Source organism: Shewanella cyperi, from assembly GCF_017354985.1.
GTDB lineage: Bacteria > Pseudomonadota > Gammaproteobacteria > Enterobacterales > Shewanellaceae > Shewanella > Shewanella cyperi.
Map to the genome: position 1 here is coordinate 1,272,847 of NZ_CP071501.1, position 16,224 is coordinate 1,289,070.

The 16,224-nt window shown below is 50.5% G+C and carries 17 protein-coding genes; 9 read left to right on the plus strand and 8 right to left on the minus strand.

Translation table 11 applies throughout. The features are described 5' to 3' along the window. The first annotated feature begins 51 nt into the window (after positions 1 to 51). Complete coding sequence (gene syd / locus JYB84_RS05315) at positions 52 to 693, plus strand: SecY-interacting protein (RefSeq protein ID WP_207322392.1); 642 nt, start codon at positions 52 to 54, stop codon at positions 691 to 693. Between the two features lie 33 nt (positions 694 to 726). Here the strand turns inward: syd and JYB84_RS05320 are convergent, their stop codons facing one another. Together JYB84_RS05320 and JYB84_RS05325 are read right to left on the minus strand one after the other, a co-directional pair. Then, positions 727 to 1,500: a Zn-ribbon-containing protein gene (locus JYB84_RS05320; RefSeq protein WP_207322393.1), complete on the minus strand. Its 774-nt coding sequence runs from the start codon at positions 1,498 to 1,500 to the stop codon at positions 727 to 729. Continuing rightward, positions 1,500 to 1,814: a hypothetical protein gene (locus tag JYB84_RS05325; protein ID WP_207322394.1), complete on the minus strand. Its 315-nt coding sequence runs from the start codon at positions 1,812 to 1,814 to the stop codon at positions 1,500 to 1,502. Before JYB84_RS05325 ends, JYB84_RS05320 begins: the two co-directional genes overlap by 1 nt. Before the next feature lie 155 nt (positions 1,815 to 1,969). Between JYB84_RS05325 and JYB84_RS05330 the strand changes: the two genes are divergently transcribed. Beyond that, entirely contained in the window at positions 1,970 to 2,332 is a 363-nt protein-coding gene (locus JYB84_RS05330) for a DUF3192 domain-containing protein (protein ID WP_207322395.1), read from the plus strand. Between the two features lie 2 nt (positions 2,333 to 2,334). Here JYB84_RS05330 and JYB84_RS05335 read toward each other — a convergent pair whose 3' ends face one another. Next, entirely contained in the window at positions 2,335 to 2,565 is a 231-nt protein-coding gene (locus JYB84_RS05335; RefSeq protein ID WP_207322396.1) for a DUF2789 domain-containing protein, read from the minus strand. Between the two features lie 142 nt (positions 2,566 to 2,707). Between JYB84_RS05335 and JYB84_RS05340 the strand changes: the two genes are divergently transcribed. Both JYB84_RS05340 and JYB84_RS05345 read left to right on the plus strand, forming a co-directional pair. Continuing rightward, positions 2,708 to 3,346, plus strand: coding sequence for a GNAT family N-acetyltransferase (locus JYB84_RS05340; RefSeq protein ID WP_207322397.1), 639 nt, complete (start codon positions 2,708 to 2,710; stop codon positions 3,344 to 3,346). Next, positions 3,339 to 3,641: a DUF962 domain-containing protein gene (locus tag JYB84_RS05345; protein ID WP_207322398.1), complete on the plus strand. Its 303-nt coding sequence runs from the start codon at positions 3,339 to 3,341 to the stop codon at positions 3,639 to 3,641. The genes JYB84_RS05340 and JYB84_RS05345 overlap by 8 nt, the downstream gene beginning before the upstream one ends. 2,105 nt (positions 3,642 to 5,746) lie before the next feature. On the opposite strand, the gene JYB84_RS05350 is transcribed toward JYB84_RS05345, so the two are convergent. After that, on the minus strand, positions 5,747 to 6,130 hold the full coding sequence (locus tag JYB84_RS05350) for a DUF3301 domain-containing protein (RefSeq protein ID WP_207322399.1): 384 nt from the start codon (positions 6,128 to 6,130) through the stop codon (positions 5,747 to 5,749). After that, a complete protein-coding gene (locus tag JYB84_RS05355; RefSeq protein ID WP_207322400.1) occupies positions 6,127 to 7,140 on the minus strand; it encodes a DUF3549 family protein in 1,014 nt (337 codons plus the stop codon). The genes JYB84_RS05350 and JYB84_RS05355 overlap by 4 nt, the downstream gene beginning before the upstream one ends. A gap of 96 nt (positions 7,141 to 7,236) precedes the next feature. Here JYB84_RS05355 and JYB84_RS05360 point away from each other — a divergent pair, with 96 nt between their 5' ends. From JYB84_RS05360 to purU, 4 genes are all read left to right on the plus strand, one after another. Continuing rightward, the gene (locus JYB84_RS05360; protein WP_228290893.1) at positions 7,237 to 7,557 is read left to right on the plus strand and encodes a YqcC family protein; all 321 of its coding nucleotides are present in this window, start codon (positions 7,237 to 7,239) and stop codon (positions 7,555 to 7,557) included. Then, entirely contained in the window at positions 7,554 to 8,312 is a 759-nt protein-coding gene (truC, locus tag JYB84_RS05365) for a tRNA pseudouridine(65) synthase TruC (RefSeq protein WP_207322401.1), read from the plus strand. The genes JYB84_RS05360 and truC overlap by 4 nt, the downstream gene beginning before the upstream one ends. A gap of 340 nt (positions 8,313 to 8,652) precedes the next feature. Next, positions 8,653 to 9,117 carry a flavodoxin gene (locus JYB84_RS05370; protein ID WP_207323114.1) on the plus strand — a complete coding sequence of 155 codons (465 nt, stop codon included), beginning with the start codon at positions 8,653 to 8,655 and terminating at the stop codon, positions 9,115 to 9,117. A gap of 295 nt (positions 9,118 to 9,412) precedes the next feature. Continuing rightward, positions 9,413 to 10,261, plus strand: coding sequence for a formyltetrahydrofolate deformylase (gene purU / locus JYB84_RS05375; RefSeq protein ID WP_228290894.1), 849 nt, complete (start codon positions 9,413 to 9,415; stop codon positions 10,259 to 10,261). A gap of 55 nt (positions 10,262 to 10,316) precedes the next feature. Here purU and JYB84_RS05380 read toward each other — a convergent pair whose 3' ends face one another. Next, complete coding sequence (locus JYB84_RS05380) at positions 10,317 to 10,649, minus strand: DUF3718 domain-containing protein (RefSeq protein ID WP_207322403.1); 333 nt, start codon at positions 10,647 to 10,649, stop codon at positions 10,317 to 10,319. Positions 10,650 to 10,846: 197 nt separating this feature from the next. Here JYB84_RS05380 and JYB84_RS05385 point away from each other — a divergent pair, with 197 nt between their 5' ends. Next, the gene (locus JYB84_RS05385) at positions 10,847 to 12,751 is read left to right on the plus strand and encodes an HD domain-containing phosphohydrolase (protein WP_207322404.1); all 1,905 of its coding nucleotides are present in this window, start codon (positions 10,847 to 10,849) and stop codon (positions 12,749 to 12,751) included. Positions 12,752 to 12,806: 55 nt separating this feature from the next. On the opposite strand, the gene dapD is transcribed toward JYB84_RS05385, so the two are convergent. Together dapD and glnD are read right to left on the minus strand one after the other, a co-directional pair. After that, on the minus strand, positions 12,807 to 13,631 hold the full coding sequence (gene dapD / locus JYB84_RS05390; protein WP_207322405.1) for a 2,3,4,5-tetrahydropyridine-2,6-dicarboxylate N-succinyltransferase: 825 nt from the start codon (positions 13,629 to 13,631) through the stop codon (positions 12,807 to 12,809). An 18-nt stretch (positions 13,632 to 13,649) separates the two neighbouring features. Next, positions 13,650 to 16,217 carry a bifunctional uridylyltransferase/uridylyl-removing protein GlnD gene (gene glnD / locus JYB84_RS05395; RefSeq protein WP_207322406.1) on the minus strand — a complete coding sequence of 856 codons (2,568 nt, stop codon included), beginning with the start codon at positions 16,215 to 16,217 and terminating at the stop codon, positions 13,650 to 13,652. Positions 16,218 to 16,224 lie beyond the last annotated feature (7 nt).

The following is a 16,224-nucleotide window of genomic DNA, read 5'->3' on the forward strand; positions in this document are numbered from 1 at the left end:
TTTCCGTGTCAAAATAGGCTGTCATTATAACCGAAAAAGGACGGTGCTTAAGTGTCTTGTCTGGCCGCTTTGACAAAATTTCATCAGCTCTATCTGCAGGCCTTCAGCAATTGCCTGGATTCCTTGCCCCAGACTTTTCCGAATGGCGACTCTGTTTGCATCGTCGGTGAACAGGTCTCCCATAAGCCGGTTTATTGGCAACCGGTAGCCTGTGAGCCGCCTATGCATTTCGATAACATAGCGGCGGCGCTGGAGTTGAACTTACACCCGGATATCGCGGCTTTTTATGGTCATTTTTTTGCAGGCGCGCTGACGTTTGACTCACCCTGGGGGGCGGGGGAGTTGTTGCAGGTTTGGAACCCGCAGGATCTTGAGTTGCTTCAACAAAATCTCATTGGCCATCTGCTGATGAAGAAGCAGTTGAAGCAAGCACCAACCTGGTTTATCGGTGTATTCGATGAAGGGGACTCGATGCTGACGGTCAACAATGACGATGGCAGCGTGTGGCGCGAAATCCCTGGGAATGAACCCTGCGAGCAATTGGCTTTGAGTCTCTCCGAGTTTCTCGGCGTCATAAAACCCAGGGTTGCGCCGCCCCAAGAGCACCATGATTATCAGGACGTCAGCTTGGAGCATCCGGGCATCTTTGCCAGCATTAAACGCATGTGGCATAACCTGACTGGGCGGCGCTGATGCGATAAGCGCCTGTCTTGGCTAAAGTTATAGTTACTGATAGTCCCAGGATAGATTGGACACTACACGGCATTGATCGCAACGGAAGTGGAACATGTCCAGCAAGGGTTCGGATTGACGCCACTCCTTGTTGCCGCAGCGGGGACAAGGGCGTTGCAGCTCCGCTTTGAGACTGTTGCCCCCCACTCTGTAGAGGTAGTAATAGGTGGGGGTCTTGGTCAGGTATTCGATGCGGCCCCGCAAATCCCACCCCCGGCGAAACAAGTCGCTGTCGCAGCTGCCAAGCTCTTCCAGTGCGGCAAATTCTGCCTTGGTGGCCGATGCCATTTGCAGCTCATCACAGGCTTGCCATTCTGTCTGCCAGCGTATCAATTGTTTATGATCACCATTAAAGGTGGCCGGGATACGATACAGGGGAATGGGAAGCAGATTGTCACCACTTCTCAGCGGTGAGCACATGTGCACATAACTGGTATAGAGCAATTGCCATGAGGGTGTTTCCAGACAGCTTTCATTGGCATTGATATCCTGACCCAGCAGTTTTTCCCTTGGTGCCAGCAGTTTGGCATCGGTCAATGCCAGCAGCGCTTGTTTAACCCAGGGGCTGTGATAGCGATGTGCCAGGCTCTGGGGCTCGGGCAGCATTAATCTGACCCTGAATTCGGCATCGTGGAACGAGACCGCGAATTCCCGTCCCAGGATTTGGCCATTGGCCCTTAATGCCTCCAGGAAGCCATTGATGGCCGTTTGGGCGCGGTTGATGGTGGTGTCGGCAAAACATTCAAAACGGAGCTCGGCGACGTACATCAGTCCTGCCCTTCCAAGTCCGTGACCCTAGCCTGCAATTCCTGCACTTGCAGCCTGAGTTCAGCAAGCTCACGACGCAACACAGTCAGTTCGTCTTCGGCTTCCTGTTGCGCAGGTGCCACAACCTGAGTCGCAGTAACAGATATTCTGGCCTTGGCATCTTCAGGCATGGCCTTATATTGCTGCAGCCCTTTGATAATTGCCGGCAAGGGCATGGGCTTGCTCAGTCGCGCCTTGATAAGGGCAACACTGGGTTCCTGCCCCTGCAGTTCGAGTGTTCTGGCGATCACCAGAATATGTTCATTTGCACTCATAGTTAGTGATATTTCTCATTTCTTGCGAGGAGTTGGCATCTTGCTTTTATTTAAATCCTTATAAAACAAGATTTTAATTTTTGGCCTGAAACTTGCTGTGTTTAGGCTCGATTTTGAAGTGAATTTTATCACATTAGTAATAACAAGGAGTAAAAATGAAAGCTGCATATTGCGCTGCATTGCTGGTTGCATCCATCGGACTGAGCGGTTGTATGGTGAACCTGAGTGATGGTGACAGGGATTGGTCAAGCAGTCATTGGCAAAAGATGGAACAACAGAACCGTGAAAATCTGGCGCGTTTGGATCTGGGCATGTCCAAGGATCAGGTACTGACCTTAATGGGGAAAGCGGATTTCAATGAAGCCTATGTCAAAGAAGGCAAACAAATCCAGGTACTCTTTTACCGTACCCAGCGCACAGATCAGGATGGCAATACCACCAAGGATGAATGCACCCCAGTGGTGATCAGCGACAACAAATTGGTGGGTTGGGGCTCGACCGCTTACGCCCTGATTTAAGCTTACTTTCTCAGCATGGTGTCCAGTTGGTCTATCAATTCAGACCACTGGGCATCCGCATCCAAGGCTTCGCGCAGGAAAGAGGCCTGTGCCGGGCTCCAAAATTTTGCCTGCCAAATTGCTACGCCGTCATCAACCGAATGGCTGTCGATAAAGTTATTGATGGCGCCTGTTTGATGGGGTAATCCTAACTGTTCGAACAGGTGGCTCATGTCTGTTGGTGTGGTATCCATGATGCATTACCCTGGCTTGGGGATGGTCATTTATAAGCATTGTGTCAAAGCCCGGAAAAGGCAATGTGTGATGAAAATTTGCACTTTTATACCGACTTGATAGAGTGAACAAGGTGTGATCTGGATCAAGGAAATATACACAATGGACCACTCTACCTTAGAGCACTTTCGCGCAGTTTATCTTACCGCAGAAGATCTTAGAGTTGCGGCCTCCATTCTTTTCAATGCCTACCACGATGATCCGTTTTTCAAGGATGCCCTTTATACGGGTGACAAATTCCTGTACGAGCAAAAACTGCGTGCCGCCATTCGTGAAGAGTTGCACGAATTGTGGCAACAGGAACAAGTCTTGATAGGATGGTTTGAGGAAGAGCGTTTGATCGGAGTAGCCTGTGTGATCACCCAGCAGGTTCCCCTGGGGGACGGGCGTTATTGGCATTGGCGGCTTAAAATGCTGCTGGGAACCGGGTGGCAGTCGACACAAAGGCTGATGAAGAAAGAAAACTCAATTGTTGAGCATCTGCCCGGAAATCGTTGCGGCATATTGCAATTTATTGCCTTGGCCCCAGGGGAGCAGGGAAAGGGGAATGGCGGTCAGTTATTGCGTGCCGTGCTTGGCTGGTGCGATGACCAGCCCGACCTTGAGGGACTGGCCGTTTTTGTGAGCGTGCCTATGCATCAACATCTGTTTTTTTCTGCAGGATTTGAAGCGCTTGCCCACTTACAAATAGGGAATGTGGATGGTGAGTTATTGTTCTACCGCAAGGAGCCACATGAGTAAACCGTACACTTCATTTGCAGAATTTTATCCTTTCTATTTGTCCCAACACCAACATCCCTGGTGCCGCGCAGCGCATTATATCGGCAGCTGTTTGGTCATTTTGATTCTAGGGTATTGTTTGGTGAGTCAAAATTGGCGCTTGCTGTGGACGCTCCCTGTGGTGGGGTATGGCTTTGCCTGGATTGGTCACGCGTTATTTGAGAAAAATAAACCTGCCACCTTCGACTACCCTTGGTATTCCTTCGTGGCCGACTGGGTCATGTTATTTGATTTTCTCGGTCGGCTCCGTAAATGAATGTCCATGCTTCATGTTTTGCTATTCAATTTGTGAGACATATCTTACAAAGCTTGTAGGAAATAATGTTATTCAAAAGTAACCCTAAAGTGGTATTTTCTGTATTCTTCTTTTATAACATAAGGTTAAATTGTTTATCCCTGCTTTTATTTATTTACCCGGAGAATTCTTGTGGGTTGGGAGGTCGGGCAGGACTGCTGCACTTTGATAAACTGCAATGGCAGTCAGGGAACAGACAAACACCCACAGGGAATACAGGGACTGTTGAGGAAAGGCAGTAGGAAAACTGCAATATAACCAGGGTAAGGTTTAGGTGTCGGCTGGATTAGCCGTTGCAAGGCGTTCAGGACGAATGCATGCCATTCAGGAAGAAAGGCATCAAGGATGACAGCCAGGCATGAAATGGATGCCAAATGGACGAGTTCATGGATGCAACTGGTTGGCAACATGAAAGTTGTCAGTCAAAGGACTGGGTACGCAAGTACAGGGACCTGAAGGAACGGGAAGGATGAAGGCGGGAAGCCGGCGAACGCAGGGATGGTGCAGGGAGCACAACTTAGCTGGAAGGCTAGCAAATTAAAATCGGGCGTACCCATCAGGGTACGCCCGTTCCTTTTGTGTGGCGCTGTTTAGCCATCTTCATTTTCAGACCAGGTCGCTCAAGCGATGATTCTTCCCATTGGTATTGTGAGATATGTCTCACAAATGTGTAAGACAAGCCGCCGTCGCCAATACCGTAAAATCACAGGTGTAATTTTTATTCATTTAAAAACAATGCAATAGATTTAATTTATGTTCAGAGATGATTTTTCACTCCTGCTATCCCGTGCTTTGTCAGCGGATTTTTGCGGCCGAAATCCCTAAGATTAGATTGTCGAGGGAATGAAAACGGCAATGGATGCCGGACCAGGAAGGTCGACAGTAACAGGTTCAGGATGAACCAAGGTGATACAGGACGTATTGCTGAAACACAGGAAGTGATGCCGGTCAGGATGACAGGTAAACAATAGATGGTTCAGGAAGAACCGAGGTGATACAGGACGTATTGCTGAAACACAGGAAGTGGTGCCGGTCAGGATGACAGGTAAAGGCGGCAGGGAACGCCCATATTGGCAGGGAAGACAGACGAGGTGCCTGGGATGGTACCGAACATGGAAGGTTTGTCACGGATGTTGCCAGGGACGATGAAGGACACGTTCAGGATGAGCAAGCCCAGGCAAGGGATGCCGGAGGCAAGGACGGTTCCCTTTGGGAACAGGGAAAATCAGGGAACGACAGAGACGCAGCAGGAAGCAATCGAACGCAGGGATGGTGCAGGGAGCACAACGATAGCTGGATGGCTTAACTGGGAACAGATAGGGGCGCTTAGCAATAAGCGCCCCTATTCTTTTGGTTGCCGATGGAAAAGGTGTTCCCAAGATTCGGTGTAAAAATAGGCTTGGAACCTCGGCATCCTTAATTCCCATAACCAGTGTGAGATATGTCTCACAAATGTGTAAGACAAGCCGCCGTCGTTAATACCGTAAAATCACAGGTGTGATTTTTATTTATTTAAAAACAATGATATAAATTTGATTTGCGTTCAGGGTTTATTTTTAACCCCAACTTTCCAGTGCTTTGTCAGCGGATTTTTGCGGCCGAAATCCCTAAGATTAAATTGTCGAGGGAATGAAAACGGCAATGGATGCCGGACCAGGAAGGTCGACAATAGATGGTTCAGGAAGAACCGAGGTGATACAGGACGTATTACTGAAACACAGGAAGTGGTGCCGGTCAGGATGACAGGTAAAGGCGGCAGGGAATGCCCATATTTGCAGGGAAGACAACCGAGGTGCCTGGGATGGTACCGAACATGGAAGGTTTGTCACGGATGTCGCCAGGGACGATGCAGGACACGCTCAGGATGAGCAAGCCCGGGCAAGGGATGCCGGAGGCAAGGACGGTTCCCATTGGGAACAGGGAAAATCAGGGAACGACAGGGACGCAGCAGGAAGCAATCGAACGCAGGGATGGTGCAGGGAGCACAACAATAGCTGGATGGCTTAACTGGGAACGGATGGGGGCGCTTAGCAATAATCGCCCCCTCTCTTTTTATTTGTTGCTGCTTACTTACATTTTCCTGACTGGCAGGATTGACCGCCGCAGCCACCAAAACGGCCGGTGGCATTGGGGGCCTCGCTCCATTCAGGTTCCGGGAATATAGGCCATTCAATTTTGGTTATGCGTTTACCAATCATGTGAATCTGCCCTTGGAATTGATTCAGCCCATCGGTGCTGAAATCAAATATGAAGCGTGATTTCCAGCAGATCCCGGTATCCCCTCCCAGGGTAGGCCTGGCGTTCAGCATCGCAATATCAAGCAGTTGTACTCTTTGACGGCGGCATTCTTTTTCAGCAAAAAGGCGCGAGATTTCGGCCATTTGCCTTAATTGCCAGAAAAATGCGGCCAGCAAAAGTAAGCCGAGAATTAATAAGAGATCTGTCATCATTTTCTGGTTGCTCTGAACAATCCACCGACCGCCTCGGTTAAGGCTTGACTTCTTTCAGGTCGCCGGAGATCCGACAACAGCAGGCTTCTTAATGAAGGAATGGCAACAATATCAGCAAAGACCTGATTAAAAAAGGTTTGCGGCTGGAGCGCTAAAGATTCCAGATATTCCAACCTTAAGGCATCCTGCCTCAGTACCAGCCAAACTCTGGCTGCGATTGTCACCAGTGTATCGGCATTCAATGGAGCTTTATCTATCAGAGAGTTAACTGCCTGAATGGCCAGCTGGGTGTTGCCTGCCAGCGCTCTGAGATAATAGAGACGCTCTTCGCCTTCAGCGGCGGTGAACCTGTCATATATAGCCTTGGAGACCGCTTCTGGCGGTGTCAGATGTTCCAGGCACTGGCATATAGCCCTCTGAACTTCCGGCGGAGCCTGAGTTAAGGCACGTACTAATCGGTCGCTGTGATCCATCTCGGCTGCTCTGACACAAATGTCTGCCAGTCCCTGAAATCCCAATTGCTGCCAGTGCGCTTGTGGGCATTCCCCTGCCAGATACTGAGCTGCGAATTCATATTGAGCGCTGGCTCGTAAACCAAGCAGCTTTCTGACCAAAGCGTTAAACAGCGCGAGCTTTTCCTGGCTTGGTTTGAAATTAAACGGATGGTTTGCCAGGGTCTGTTGCTCGTCCTCGGTCAAGGGCTTGGTAGGATCACGACCCAGGGCATCAATGATCATTTGAATAAACTGGCTTCGGGGAGCCGGGCTTAGCATTCCCTGCTCATCCAGAGGTAATTTTATGAACCAGACAAAGTGCTGCTGTGACGCGTCCCAGAATACCAGGGCCATATGGGCATGCCCCTGCACCGGATAGGGGTAGGGACTCTTGAGTGCCTCTATCTGCTCAAAGGCAATCATATCAATGTGTTGAACTCTACGTCCCAAATCGTAAACCTGATAACTGGTTTTCGCTGCAGTCAGGAACTGACTTAAGGTATTGATTTCCGCCATCACTACTCAACATCAGATAAGAAATGTCGCCATTATAGGGATAAGCGACGGCCGATGGTATGATTTGGCGCCTTGATTGGATTGTTGGAGTTAAATTTGCACCTTGAGCTGAGTGATACCTTGGTGGCCATTGAGCTGGAAATGAAAAAACAGCAGCTGTGGAGCCCCGTGCCCCCAAGTGAAGAGGCCCTGTCCAGTACAGCACCTTTTGCCTGTGACACCATGCCATTGGAGTTATGGCTGCAGTATATACTTTTGCCCCGTTTGCATTATCTCCTGGATAAAGGGCTGGCATTGCCAGAAGCATCTGCCGTTGCACCAATGGCTGAGCTTGTTTGGCAGGAAATGGATCAATATAACTCTTTGGTGTCATTGCTGCGACAACTGGATGAGCAACTCAGTGGAAGGGGGCAATGATGACTATTGCACAGCGCCAGGATGATCTTGCCCCGACAATCAATATCTTATACCAGGATGAATATTTGGTTGCCATACACAAACCGGCAGGGCTGCTGGTTCATCGAACCTATCTGGCGCGCCATGAAAAATGGTTTGCCATGCAGCTCACAAGGGACTTGGTGGGATGCCATGTGTTTCCGGTACATCGTTTGGACAGGCCAACTTCGGGTATCTTACTGTTCGCCAAAAGCAGTCAAATTGCCAATGAGCTGTGTCGTCAATTTGCTGCCCATGAGGTGGAAAAAGAATACCTGGCGCTGGTGCGGGGCAATATGCATGAAGTTGGCACATTGGATTACCCGCTGAAGGAAGAGCTTGACGAATATGCCGACAAGGATGTGGATCCGGACAAAGAGGCGCAACAGGCTATTACTTGCTATCAGCCGCTTCTGAATACTGAAATTCCGTTCAGCTCAGGGCGCTACCCCACAAGCCGCTTTGCCTTGATGGCGCTTCAGCCCAAGACAGGGCGTAAGCACCAATTAAGACGTCATATGGCACATTTACGGCATCCTATCGTCGGGGACACGACCCACGGTGATGGTAAACAAAACAAATTCATGCGTGAATACCTTGGTGTGAACCGTTTGTGGTTGATGGCGCACAAATTGGCTTTCACCCATCCGATAACCATGGAGCGCATAATGTTGGAAACCGCTCCCGAACCTGAATGGCAGATTTTGCGCGAGCGCTTGGGGTGGGAGCAGCTTTAGAGCTAACGCGTTTTAGGCATTCAGCTCATAGTTTCGATGACTTTTGTGCCAACTCCCGAAGACTGACAAATCCTGTCGTTGAACTTGGGAGAGCATTCGGGCCGCGTTGGCATTGGAAGAAGCGGTTACGACGATGTTGACTGGCCTTGTGTTGTTTCTTACGACAGCTTGGGGTCATTTTATGCTCCCTGAGAGCCTGATCTCGCTATGGCAGGTTAAGTGTTATCCCGCACTAAGCTGATTGCGCAAATACTGGCTTGTCTTAATGACAGTAATTACAGTATTTTGGGTTCCAATTGTTCCGGGCCTTACCTTAGCCCAGAATCAGAGGCAGTATAACATGAAAAGAGTCAACCTGGTGTTCGGTACGGTATACGGTAGTGCCCAATACGTGGCTGAAACCCTGGGCAATGAATTAAACCGATTGGGCTATGGGGTGCGACTTTGGCTACCGGAAGAGCTGGATGGTTTTTTACCTCCAGATAACGACTATCTGCTGCTGGTGTGTTCCACCACCGGACAGGGGGACTTGCCGGAAAATATTTTGCCTTGGTTTTATAAAGTGCAGGCGGCGGGTCTTTACCTTCCACATTTAAGATATGCTGTGGTAGGACTTGGGGATTCCAGTTACGACAATTTTTGTGGTGCCGGCATTCAATTGGATGAGTTGTTTGCGGAGCTGGGCGCCATCAGAGTTTTGCCCCTGCTGAAAATTGATGCCATGGAAACCATGGAGCCGGAACTTGAGGCCCTGCCTTGGCTGACACAGTGGCATCAAGCAGCCTCTGCCGACGCTGGCAACTGAATGTCAAAATCAGTCGTGCCATTAAACCGCCGTGAGCACACGCCAGGCGGTTTTAGGTTTATTTGTATGTCAAACTGAACATACAAGCTTTCAAACCGTAAACAAGGCCCTGATTGCAAGGTTAATGACTCTATGGTTTGAGTTTTGTTTAAATAATTGTTGTTTTTGCTGCGCATTCCTCATTCGCTTGCGGATAATTATTGTAAGTGTCGATATTATTGAATGAAGTCTCTGCCACCATACTTGTATCTGTGACAAACTCACCTCTCATCAATAAATAGTGGGGATGTGGGGTATGGTAAAAGCGCTGGCGGAACGTAAAGTCCTGTTGACCGATTGTGCAGATGCTCAGGGACTGATAGCCGGTATTACGGGCGTTTGCTTCAAGCATAAGCTAAATATCATTAAGAACTCTGAATTTGTTGATAATTTCCAGGGGCGCTTCTTTATGCGCACTGAGTTGGAAGGGCTATTCAACGACGACATTCTTATGGAGGACTTACAACAGGTTTTACCGGCCAATAATCATATGAGCCTGATAAGCGCCAGGCGCAAGCGCATAGTGATCTTGGTGACCAAAGAAGCACACTGTTTGGGTGACCTGTTGATGAAGAACTTCTATGGTGCCTTGAACGTTGATATTGCCGCTGTGGTAGGCAACTACGACAACTTACAGGAATTGACCGAGAAGTTTGATATTCCGTTCCACCATGTCAGTCATGAAGGACTCGACAGGCATCAGCATGAACAGGCTCTGCTCGAGGTAATTGACAGCTATCAGGCAGATTATCTGGTGCTGGCAAAATTTATGCGGATTTTGACGCCGGAGTTCGTTGAACGCTACCCCAATCGCATCATCAATATTCACCATTCATTTCTACCGGCCTTTATCGGGGCCAATCCCTACCGTCAGGCGTGGGAGCGGGGGGTGAAGATCATTGGTGCCACAGCGCATTTTGTGAATAATTGCCTGGATGAAGGACCCATTATCAAGCAGGACGTGATCCATGTGGATCACAGCTACAGCGCCCTGGAAATGGCTAAGGCCGGAAGGGATGTGGAGAAGTCCGTGTTGAGCCGGGCGCTTGCCTTGGTTATCAATGATCAGGTGGTGGTACACGGAAACAAGACTATCGTGTTTTAACGTTTCACTATAAAAAAGGCGCTGTAGGCGCCTTTTTTATAGCTGTGTTATTACCCTAGAAGTTCACATACAGAAGTTCGTCTTTGGGGATCATGGTCAAATCATGGATGGTAACTTGTCCTGGCAGGTAACGGGCAATTCTGTTCGCGGTACGATCTGCGCCATTGCTTATAGCGAATTGATGGAAAGATTCACCATTGCAAACCAAACGCGGAAAAATACGTTGCTCATTGATTCTGTGGTCTTTCATTGTATAGTTGAATAACACTTGATTGTTACTCATACCAGCTTTGCATACGGCTACTAGAGAGGTCTCAACATTAGGATCCATGGTAGCCAATGCGCTGAAACTGGAAACAGCCAATAACGAGGCGACTAATACTTTCATTGTGTTTCTCCTGACATACTTGGCACTTTAAAGTAAAGACCCTTAGCCCATAAAAATCTGTATTATTAGTGTGTCGTACTGTATCAAGTTATAAATATCCACTGATTTAACTTTTGTAGCATGGAAGCGGTGCACTCTTTAGTTGTAATAACTTGGTCTATACTTATAACTATAATAAGGTGACAGGGAGTGTTGTTATGTTAAGAGAGCGATTTCAGCAATTCCTTAAACCTTCAGAATTACCTAAAACCATGGACTTGGCGTGGGCTATCCTCGATGAGAGCCTCAATATCCTCTCTATCAGTGAGGCATTCTATCGCCTGACGGCAAAACCCATTTCGGCCTTGTTGCGACAGTCAATAGAACTGGTCTATCCAGGATTCAGTGCACAACTTCGTCAGTATCTCGAAACCTGTGACGCCCATGTGCGCTTTATGTTCGTTGATGCCAACGGGCATCCCTGGCAGTTTGATCTGTATCCCTTGACCGAGCATCTCGGACACTGGGCCTTGTATCAAACCGATATCCAGGCCTCGCTGGATAACCTGAAACATTGGCACCCCGACTATCAAGGTGCACTTTATGCCAGTGATGATTGGCTCAAACACATTGAAGCCGTTATGAGCTCGGCACCCGAGATGGTGCTGCGGACCGCGATAGAGCAGGCGGTGGAACTGACAGAAAGCCAGCTTGGCTATTTACACCTTGTTGATGACAGACGGCATGAATTTCAGTTAAGTCAGTGGTCGCGGGGGCTGGGGGGGGAGAGTGTGCATTACCAGGGCAACGCCCCCGTCTGCCAATTGTGGCAGGACTGCATGGAGCATGGCAGGGTCGCCATAGACAACCATTTGGGCCCCTTAAGCTATACCGCATTGCCACTGCCAGGGGAGCCTCAGCTTAACAATCATATGTGTGTGCCGATACGATATCGTGGTCGCACCGTGGGATTGGTTGGCGTTGGCAACCGGCAAAAGGCTTATACGGACAATGACGGCCGTAGCCTGCAGATATTTGCCACTATTTTGTGGCATGCCATCGAATTGCCAAGAACCATGAAGGCGCTGTTTAAGCAGTCGAAAATAATTAAAAAGCAACAATTGCAGTTGAATCAGTCATTGGTGCAATTGGTTGGGGCCATCTCAGATGCAGTGGAACTCAAGGATGCTTATACCGCAGGCCATCAGAAGTCCGTGGCCAAACTGTGCTCACTCATAGGAGAGCGACTCGGTTTACCACCCCATAGGCTGGAGGGGTTGAGATTGGGGGCCATGATCCACGATATAGGTAAGTTGGCAGTGCCTTCGCAGATCCTGAATAAGCCTTCGCGTCTGTCCAATGAAGAGTATGCATTGGTGAAAATGCATCCGGCACAAGGCGCCGAGATTATTGAAGATGTCGATTTCCCCTGGCCGTTGAAACAAATGATATTGCAGCACCATGAACGACTGGACGGCAGTGGCTATCCGTTTGGCCTCAAGGGTGAGCAAATTATTTATGAAGCACAAATCATTGCCGTGGCGGATGTCGCTGACTCCATGCTGTCCCACAGACCCTATCGGCCATCCAGGGGAATGGCACAACTGTCCAAGGTGTTGCTTGAGGGGCGAGGTATCCTGTTTGCTGCCGAGGTGGTGGATGCCTGCCTGGCGATTCTGGATACCGAACCTTTGAATAACGTCCACTATCTGGGCAATCTGCCACTGGCACCTTTGGTGTGTTTAAGTCAGGATCAAAGTCTTGAGGAGGCCATTAACCTGTTTGGCCGAGACAAGGTTTCGGTTGGTGTGGTGCTCAATGATGAACGTTGTGCCATGGTGGGCAAGGTGGATCAAAGCATCTTGACCTATTGGCGCAGTCCCTTTTTGAATACCGCCGCGGAGCGCGGCGCCGACAGGCACATACTCAATAAAAGGGTGCACCAGGTGATGAGTCATAAAATTCCACACATTGCCCGCTCCAGCACCATAGAAGATGCCAAGCATTTGTTAGCAGCCTGCGAGGAGGATTATCTTATTGTGACGTCTGAAGATGGTCTGCCCTTGGGGGTACTGAACTGGAAAATTTTGGCTCAGGCCTTTGATACAGCCAGGGAACTGTAGTCCATTAAAACCAAAGGGGCCCGAGTGGCCCCTTTAATATCAAACTGATTGCTGGTTAATCGACCAGACGCAGCAGCTCGTTAATCCCCACCTTGCCGCGGGTTTTTTCATCCACTTTTTTCACTATGATGGCGGCGTACAGGTTGTACTTGCCACAGGCGGAGGGCAGGGTGCCGGACACGACCACTGAGCCAGCAGGTACCCGGCCATAATGAATTTCACCTGTCTCACGGTCATAAATACGGGTACTTTGACCTATATAAACGCCCATGGAAATTACCGAGCCTTCTTCCACCACGACGCCTTCAACGATTTCAGAGCGGGCCCCGATAAAGCAGTTGTCTTCGATGATGGTTGGACCGGCTTGCAGTGGCTCCAACACACCACCTATGCCCACACCGCCGGACAGGTGTACGTTCTTGCCGATTTGGGCACAGGAGCCAACCGTGGCCCAGGTGTCCACCATGGTACCTTCATCAACATAGGCACCCAGGTTGACATAGGAGGGCATGAGCACAGTGTTTTTGCCGATAAAAGAGCCCTTGCGCACGGCTGCTGGCGGCACAACCCGGACGGCTTCGGCACGGAATCTCGCCTCATCGTAATCGGCAAACTTCATTGGCACCTTGTCGAAATAGCGGGTCTCGGCCCCCTCAATGACGCCGTTATCAAAGATCCGGAATGACAACAACACGGCCTTTTTCAGCCACTGGTGCACATGCCACTGGCCATCAATCTTTTCGGCCACCCGGGCTTCGCCACGATCCAGCATATTGATGACGGTTTCCACGTCGGCGCGGATGGCAGGATCCACGCTGGCGGGGGTGATGGTTGCGCGTGCTTCAAAAGCCGCTTCGATTCGTTGGCGTAATGCCTCCATGTGAGTCTCCCGAAAAAGTTAATTCAGTGTTGGTTGTGACAGCGCCTGAGTCAGGGCTTCGGCCAACCTTTGTTGTTGCTCTGCATTCAACGCCAGACCATCGTCTGTCTGCAGTATAAAGAAGTCTTCCGCTCGCTCACCGATAGTGGTGATCTTGGCACCCAAGAGTGTGGTGTTGCAGCGGTGAAAAGTGTCACCGACCCTGGCCAGCAGTCCCGGCATGTCCAGCGCTATAAGTTCCATCATACTTGTACCATGACGACTGCTGGGCAGAAAACTGACCTGTGTCGGCACATTAAAAGGTTTCATCTTGCGTGACAGTTTTCGGAACCTGGGGGGCTTGGGGTTGTCGCTGGACAGCGCCTTTTCCAGACCTTTGCGTATGCTCTGGATCCGCGACAGCTGGGTCAGCGGCTCGCCATCCTGCTCCAGGATGACAAAGGTGTCAAGGGCATAGTTGTCCTTGGAGGTCATGATATTGGCGTCATGAACGTTGATGTTCTTGTTGTCCAATACCGCCATGACGGTGGCGAATAATTTGGGTCTGTCCTGACAATAAACAAACAGCTCGGTACCGCCCCGGGTGGTGTGTTTGGAGATCAGTACCAGCGGCTCGTCCTGCCTGTGTTTGAGTATCGCCTCGGCGTGCCAGGCTATCTGATTGGGCTGATGGCGCAGGAAATAATCCGCCTTGAAGCGGGTCCACAGGGTATCCAGCTCTTTCTCCTTTATACCCCGCCGCAGCAACTCCTTTTTCGCCTTGGCCTGGTGTTCACGCACCCTGGCGCGAATATCCACCGGTTTCTCTTTACCCCGGGCCAGTACCCTTTGGGTGGAAAAATACAGATCCCTGAGCAGCGAACCCTTCCAGTTATTCCAGGTCTTTTCATTGGTGGCGCAGATGTCCGCCACCGTCAGGCAATAGAGGTAACTCAGGTGCACTGCATCCCGCACCTTGGAGGCGAAATCGGCCACGACCTCAGGATCGGATATGTCCCTTCGCTGGGCGGTCACCGACATCACCAGGTGATTCTCCACCAACCAACTGACCAGGCGGCCGTCGTGGTCATTGAGGCCGTGTAATTTACAGAAGGCCAGCGCATCGACGGCTCCCAGCTTGCTGTGATCGCCACCGCGGCCCTTGCCTATATCGTGGAATATCGCCGCCAGTACCAGCAGGCCTTTTTTGGGTAATTGGTTTATCAGTATTGAGCCCAGCGGGAACTCGTCTTTCTGCTCCGGTTGGGAAAAGCGCTCGATATTGAGCAGCAGTCTGTGGGTATGCTCATCCACTGTATAGGCATGGAAGAGATCAAACTGCATCTGGCCTTCAATAAGGCTCCAGGCAGGCAAATATGCCGATAGTATGCCGTGCTTATGCATCAGCGACAGGGCGGCTATGCCACGGGGATGGCGCAGAATTTCCATGAACACCTGGCGGCATTCGGGAACGTCCATCAGGGGCGCCTGCAACTGTTGGCGGGCCTGGCGCAGGGATCTTAAGGTGGGCGCGTAAATGGCCTTAATGTTGGAATTGCGCGCCACCAGTAAGAACAGCCGCATAATATCATCGGGGCGGGCGAATGGCTCGGGACGCAAGGCCTCGACAAAGGCTGAACGGCGCTGGAAGTCTTCGTTGATGGGGACAATTTCCAGGGCATGGCCCAGGGTGGCACGTTTGAACAACTGCAACAGCATCTCGTTCAGCTCCATCACCCGCCGTACCGTGCGGTAATAGTGCTTCATCAGTTGCTCTACCGCCAACTGGGTCGCGTCCTCATAGCCCATCAGTTGGGCTACCTGACGCTGCAGATCAAACAGCAACCGATTTTCATCCCTGCCCGAGGCCATATGCAGGGCAAAGCGGATTTCCCACAGGAAGTGCTGACATTCGAGCAATTCTTCCAGTTCGTAGGGCTCGAGGAAGTCATATTGCACCAATTCCTCAAGTCTTGAGGCGTTGAAATGGCGTATCGCCACCCAAGCTATGGTCTGGATGTCGCGCAAGCCGCCGGGGCAGCTTTTGACATTTGGCTCAAGATCGAAGGCGCTGGCCTTGGCATGGCGGCTGTGTTGCTCGTCGCGTTTGGCGAGGAAAAAGTCGCTTGAGGGCCAGAATTCATTGCTGCGAATGGCGTCGTAGAGTTCATCAAACAGCAATTCGGGGCCGGCCAGCAACCGGGCTTCCAGCAGGTTGGTCGCTATGGTGATGTCGGCCTTGCCCTGCTTGAGGGTTTCAGCAACCGTTCGTACGCTGTGACCCACTTCCAAACCGGCATCCCAGAGGAAGGCAATAAATTCACTTAAGGCTTTTTCGGCCTCGCAGCCCAGGCCTTCATCCAGCAAAAACAGCAGGTCGACGTCAGAGTGGGGATGCAGCTCCCCGCGGCCGTAACCGCCAACTGCCACCAGAGATATGGCGAATTGCTCCAGTCCCTGTTGCTGCCAGGCGGAGCGCAGCAGGTTATCGACAAAATCGCAGCGCCGCTGCACCAATTCGGCAATGGGCAAACGGTCGTGAAAGGCCGCCGCCAGTTGCAGGTTTTGTTCAAGCAGCGCCGCTTTGGCCGATTGTGCTGGAGTCATAGGCCTG